The 5,477-nt window shown below is 57.8% G+C and carries 4 protein-coding genes; 1 reads left to right on the forward strand and 3 read right to left on the reverse strand.

Annotated features, from left to right (window positions below; genetic code table 11):
* Window positions 1–234: 234 nt before the first annotated feature.
* From QZZ60_RS10355 to QZZ60_RS10365, 3 genes are all read right to left on the reverse strand, one after another.
* Complete coding sequence (locus QZZ60_RS10355; RefSeq protein WP_367119417.1) at window positions 235–969, reverse strand: amidohydrolase family protein; 735 nt, start codon at window positions 967–969, stop codon at window positions 235–237.
* Between the two features lie 251 nt (window positions 970–1,220).
* On the reverse strand, window positions 1,221–2,759 hold the full coding sequence (locus QZZ60_RS10360; RefSeq protein WP_295641160.1) for a sigma-54-dependent Fis family transcriptional regulator: 1,539 nt from the start codon (window positions 2,757–2,759) through the stop codon (window positions 1,221–1,223).
* A 363-nt stretch (window positions 2,760–3,122) separates the two neighbouring features.
* On the reverse strand, window positions 3,123–3,371 hold the full coding sequence (locus QZZ60_RS10365; protein WP_295641162.1) for a helix-turn-helix transcriptional regulator: 249 nt from the start codon (window positions 3,369–3,371) through the stop codon (window positions 3,123–3,125).
* Between the two features lie 627 nt (window positions 3,372–3,998).
* Between QZZ60_RS10365 and QZZ60_RS10370 the strand changes: the two genes are divergently transcribed.
* A partial coding sequence (locus QZZ60_RS10370; protein ID WP_295641164.1) for a bifunctional UDP-sugar hydrolase/5'-nucleotidase occupies window positions 3,999–5,477 on the forward strand: 1,479 nt, incomplete at its 3' end.

Raw genomic sequence — 5,477 nt, forward strand, 5'->3', positions numbered from 1 at the left:
CTATGACGGCGAACCGCTGCAGGAACAGGCATCGCAGGCACCCCTTGAAGGGACAACAAAGACAATGAAAGAGGGCAGTTTGTGAATTCAAGAGTAACATGGACGGGGCCAGAAGAGGAAAATGCGGTAAAAACAGGCGTTGTCGGAGGGACTAAAAGGACAACATATTGTCCATGAGTAAAAAAAAGCACGGCCCTCTGGGCCGTGCCAAGATGCGTGACGGGAAAGGAGGAACTACTTGAAGGTGTCGTACAGGGAGACGCCGGGGTAGCCGTTTTCCAATCCCAAGAAGCGAGCCGCATTGTCGTAGAGGACCTTGGGCAGCACTTCCTGACGGAATCCGGCCTTCAGATAGAAGTCACGGATAAATTTCTGATCCTGCAGAGGATAGGCGGAACCGAACATGAGCTGATCCTGCAGCAGGTAGTTTGCGGCGTCCACATAGGCCTGCCATCCGGGCATGTTGACCAGATAGCGGTCGATACAGACGAAGAGATTGGGGTACATGGCGCATACGGCGCTCATCTGAGTGAACCAGGGCCATGCGCCATGATAAAGGCAGAGCTTCATACGGGGGAAGCGTTTGAGGACGGCTTCCACTCTCTGGGGCATATAGGCCGTGACATCGGGATAGCCTGGTCCGCCGAAAGTGACGGAAACCGGCAGGTTACGTTCCTGACACAGCTCAAAGACGGGGGAGAGTCGCTTGTCGTCAAAGTACATGGCCTGCTGTCCTGCCGGGGAAATGGCTGGCTCCACATTGACGCCGGTGAAAGGCCCGTTGACGGCATACTTTTCTACTTCTTCAAGGCAGGTGTCCATGTCGTAGACGTCCACGCCCACCATGCCGTAGAAGGTATCGGGAAGCTTTTCAATAAGTTCTCTGATTTCGTCGTTGGCTTCCGTGGTCTTGCCGCGGCGCACCGCGCACACGCCCTTGACGATGTTGGCTGCCTTCATTTCGGCCATGAACAGGTCGAAGGACTTTTGCCTGGCGGATTCGGCGACGGGACAACCGCCGAACAGAGGGGCGCCCTGAAATTTTTTTCCGTAAAGGCAACAGTGTTGACGTTGAAGCGGAGCGGAGGACGGCAGCGCATGTCGATGGTTTTCATGACGGTCTCCTTTTTTGACGAGATGACTCGTTGAAAGAGTCTGGTTATGAAGCGTCATGCAAGAATCGTACCAGAAAAAACGATCCTCCGAGGGCAGAGTGCGGATCATCTGTTGAGCAGACCAAGTTTTTTGAGTCGGAAACGCAGCGTGCTGGGATGAAGGCCGAGAATGGCGGCCGCGCCGTTCGGCCCCTTGATCTTCCAGCCGCAGGACTCCATGACGTTGCGATAATGCTCGGCCATGACGTCTGAAGAACGCAGGGAACGCGGGGTTCTTCCTACGGCTTTTCCCGGAAGTTCACCATGCCGCGGTACGCTCTGTCCCGCGGCAAAGTCGCAGGAGAGACGCATATGGTCATGATCGGGAGAGATGGCCATGGCTTCCATGAGCACGTTCTGCAGTTCCCGGATGTTTCCGGGCCAGGAGTAGGAATAGAGCTTTTCCAGTTCCCCGGTAGCGAGATGCATGGAAGGAATCCTGAAGTCCCGGCAGAGTTTTTCAAGCAGATGATGCACGATGACGGGCAGGTCTCCCAGCCGTTCTCGCAGAGGCGGCAGGGCTATGTGGGCACCGTTGAGACGAAAGTAGAGATCAGCGCGGAAGACTCCCTTGTCGATCATGACGGGCAGATCCTGATTGGTTGCCGCCACGATGCGCGTATCAATGCGTATGGGGCGCGAAGCTCCTACGGGTACTATTTCCTGTTCCTGAAGCACGCGCAGCAGTCGCGCCTGCATGTCCATGGGGAGTTCACCCACTTCGTCCAGAAAGAGCGTGCCTCCATCTGCCCGTTCAAAGTATCCCTTGTGATCGCGTACGGCGCCTGTGAAGGATCCTTTGCGATGTCCGAACAGTTCGCTGTCGATGAGGGCGGAAGGAATGGCTCCGCAGTTGATCGCTATGAACGGTCCGCTGCGGCGCGGTGACAGCTCATGAATCATGCGTGCGATGAGTTCCTTGCCGCTGCCGGTTTCTCCTGTGATGAGAACGGGAATGTCGTGCATGGCCACAAGTCCCGTTCTCTCGACAACTTGTTGAAGGCCCAGCTGATCCTGCAGAATTTCGCGGGCCTGGCTTGTATGGAGGCTTCTTTTGAGACGTTGGTTTTCTTTTTGGGCGTCCTTGAGGTTGTTTTCCAGCTCCTGACATTTCTGGTAGTTGCTGACGGCGATGCACAAAACGGGACGTAAGGTATCGAGCAGCTCAAGCTCGTCGTGGGAAAAGGGACCGGAGAAGCGGCACTCACCTATAAGTTTGGACTTGTCCCAGAGCACGATGTCATACCAGGGAAGAGGCATGGGAGGATGCCCGCTCGTGCTGCACGCACGGCAGAAGATGACAAGCGGATGATGCGGATTATCAATGAGTTCGCCGCCACGGTTTTTCAGAGAAATCATTTCGTCCAGACGTCCCTTGTTGAGGAGGGGGCCGTAGTAGAGAGACGTGCCCGACAGCGAGGCGCGAAGATGCAGATTTTTGGCAGACCCCTGTTCCTGCATGAAATAGGTGGCGAGCCTTATTTCTCGGCACGGGAGCACCGTTGAGAGATAGGAGAGAAGCTGACCGAGACCTTCCTGAAGATCGAGATTGCTCAGCAGGTGTTCCGTCGCCTGCTCGAAAAATTCAGCCTTATGTACGCTCATGGGATAAGCCCTGCCATGCACTGATGAGAAACGGCACAAAACGCTTTTCGTTGCGTGTTGATATGATGATAGCAAAGAATGACGTTCCAGAAAAGCGAGGAAGAAGTGAGCCGCAGAAGGCTCTTCTGCGAGAATCCTTTTTTATCCTTGCGTGACGGCAGGCCTGACGCTGCGAAGCCGTGCGGGTTTCCGTTCGACTGCCGGACGTCGTCGAACGGGATATGGAAACGGGGGGGGCTTGCGGTAGGATGGAAGCTGCTTGCGGGAGGAAGGCGTTTTTCCACAGAGAAAAAGCGTGGCCCGGCGGACGGGAACGGGAGAAGCCGCCGAAGCGCACTTGAAGGAACTTGATCCGCCGGACAGTCAGTCCAGCCGGAGTTTCATTTCTTCCTGCACCTTCTTGACGAAGTCGGAAGGAGAAATGCCGAGGGCGTGAGCCAGGGCAAAGACGGTGGTCATGCTTACGGAGCGTCTGCCCCCTTCGATGCCCACGATATAGACGCGCTGCAGCCCGGCATGATCGGCCAGCGCCTGCTGGGTGAGATGCCTTTTCTGTCGTTCCCGAAGAAGTACGGTGCCTATGGCTGTCTGGAGAAGGGGATTGGATTCCATGGGTCACAAGTAGCCGGTAACCTGATCGAAAAAGTATATTTCAGTACACATTATGGAGAAAAGAGGATTTTTTTCGGAAGAGGTTTTCTGTTTGACGAGAAAATGAACGATGCAGGATGATTGTTGATAAATGGGGCTTCAACGCGTTTTGTCCATGGCCATGGTTCTCCTGCGGGAGATTTTTCCGGTGCGGCAGGAGGCATGCCGACCTCGTGGTCTGAAGGTGTCCGGTTCAGGATGCGATGCTGTGCTTGGTTTGCGGGCCTTATGTTTTGCGGACGCACGCCCTCGGAGACCGTCGGGAGGCCTGATGGCGATCCGTCCGACGCTTTCGCCATGTTCACGGATGAAGAAGGCGTATTGAGTGCCCTGCCGTGAAAATTTTTCAGAGAAGGCCTCTGTTCATGTCGGTTCCACAGTCGTCTTGCAGACATTCCTGTCGCATTCTGATAGAAATCATGCAGGATGAAGAAGCAGGTCATGCGCTTGTGAAGGCAAGGGCGCAAAACGTTTGTGAGTCATACGGACATGAGAAAATTATGGAGATATGTCGAAAAGGGGCGCTCGGAAGCATGGACGGGGCTTGTCCTTGCGGTTCTGCTTGTCCTTGGCGGAATACCCGGATGCGTGCTGAAAAGTGGGGAGGAGGCGGAACGTCCGGGACTTGAGCTCGTCATCCTGCATACCAACGACACGCATTCCTGTCTGGCGGGCATGGACAGGCACGGCAATGCCAGTCTTGACGGCGCGGACAGTACTGGAGGACTCGGCCGTGCGGCAGCAGTCATGAAGGCGGCCCGTACAGATCGCGACAACGTCATTGCCGTGGATGCCGGGGATCAGTTCCAGGGCACGCTTTTCTACAGCGTGAACAAATGGCCGCTCATTGCGGACGTCGACGCCGTGGTGCCGTGGGATGCCATGACGCTCGGCAATCATGAATTCGACGAGGGCTGCGAAGAGCTCGCTCGTTTTGTCGCGGCTACGCCTCTTCCCGTGCTTGCGGCCAATCTTGCACCGGAAGAGGGTTGCCCGCTCCGCGAAAGCCGTACGAAGCCGTACATCATAAGGAGCGTGCGCGGGGAGAAGGTGGGCATTGTGGGGCTGGCGAACGACAAGGTGGCCTCGCTTGCCGCTGCCTGCCCGCACACGGCATTTTCTCCGGCGGCGGAGACACTGGAAAGAGAGGTGAAGGCGCTTGAGGCGCAGGGAGTGAAGCACATCGTGGCCGTCACGCATCTCGGTCTTTCCGAAGACAGAGCTCTTGCCCGTTCCGTGGACGGCGTTGATGTCATCGTGGGCGGGCATACGCACAGTTATCTCGGCCCCGAGCCTTCCGACGGGCCGTACCCCGTCGTGGAGCACTCGCCTGACGGCTCTCCCGTGCTGGTGGTCACGGCCGGGCGCGGGGCAAGGTATCTCGGAGAACTCACCGTGGGCTTCGATGAACACGGCGTTCCCCGGTCGTGGCGCGGCTCTGCCGTGGAGCTGACGGCCGACATGCCTGTGGACCCCGCCGTGCAGAAGCTCATCACTCATTATGCGGCCACGCTGGAAGACCTGCGCTCCGAAGTGGTGGGAAGTCACAGTCTTTCCCTGCCCGACGGCATGGATCTGTGTCGGAAGGAGGACTGTCTCGGCGGCATGGTCACCACCGACGCCATGCTGGAGTACGCCAGGCCCTTCGGGGCCGAGGTGGCCCTCTGCAACGGCGGCGCGCTGCGTGCTGCGCTTCCCGCAGGAAAGATCACGCGGGGAGACGTGCTTTCCGTGCATCCTTTCGGCAACGCGGTGCTGGTGCGTACGTACAGCGGACAGGAACTGATTGACGCTCTGGAACACGGCGTGGCGGGCGAGGCTGCCGCGGGACCGAGACTGCTTCAGGTCTCCGGTCTGCGTTACGAGGTGGACGGCATCCGCCCGGCGGGAGAGCGCGTGCTTCACGCAGAAATCATCGACGGAAACGGCCGCTCCCGCCCGCTCGATCCTGCCGCTTCCTATACCGTCACGCTCTCCGATTACCTCGCCGGAGGCGGCGACGGCTACGCCATGCTCAAGGACGGCCGCTCCGTCCCTGCTCCCGACCCCCTCGTGCTCGACGTCGTC

This window comes from uncultured Mailhella sp. (assembly GCF_905187505.1).
Taxonomy (GTDB): Bacteria; Desulfobacterota; Desulfovibrionia; order Desulfovibrionales; family Desulfovibrionaceae; genus Mailhella.

What these genes read in the sequence shown, in the direction of transcription:
- QZZ60_RS10355 (WP_367119417.1), bottom strand. Translation starts at nt 969, where the DNA reads ATGGCCGAAATGAAGGCAGCCAACATCGTCAAGGGCGTGTGCGCGGTG.
- QZZ60_RS10360 (WP_295641160.1), bottom strand. Translation starts at nt 2,759, where the DNA reads ATGAGCGTACATAAGGCTGAATTTTTCGAGCAGGCGACGGAACACCTG.
- QZZ60_RS10365 (WP_295641162.1), bottom strand. Translation starts at nt 3,371, where the DNA reads ATGGAATCCAATCCCCTTCTCCAGACAGCCATAGGCACCGTACTTCTT.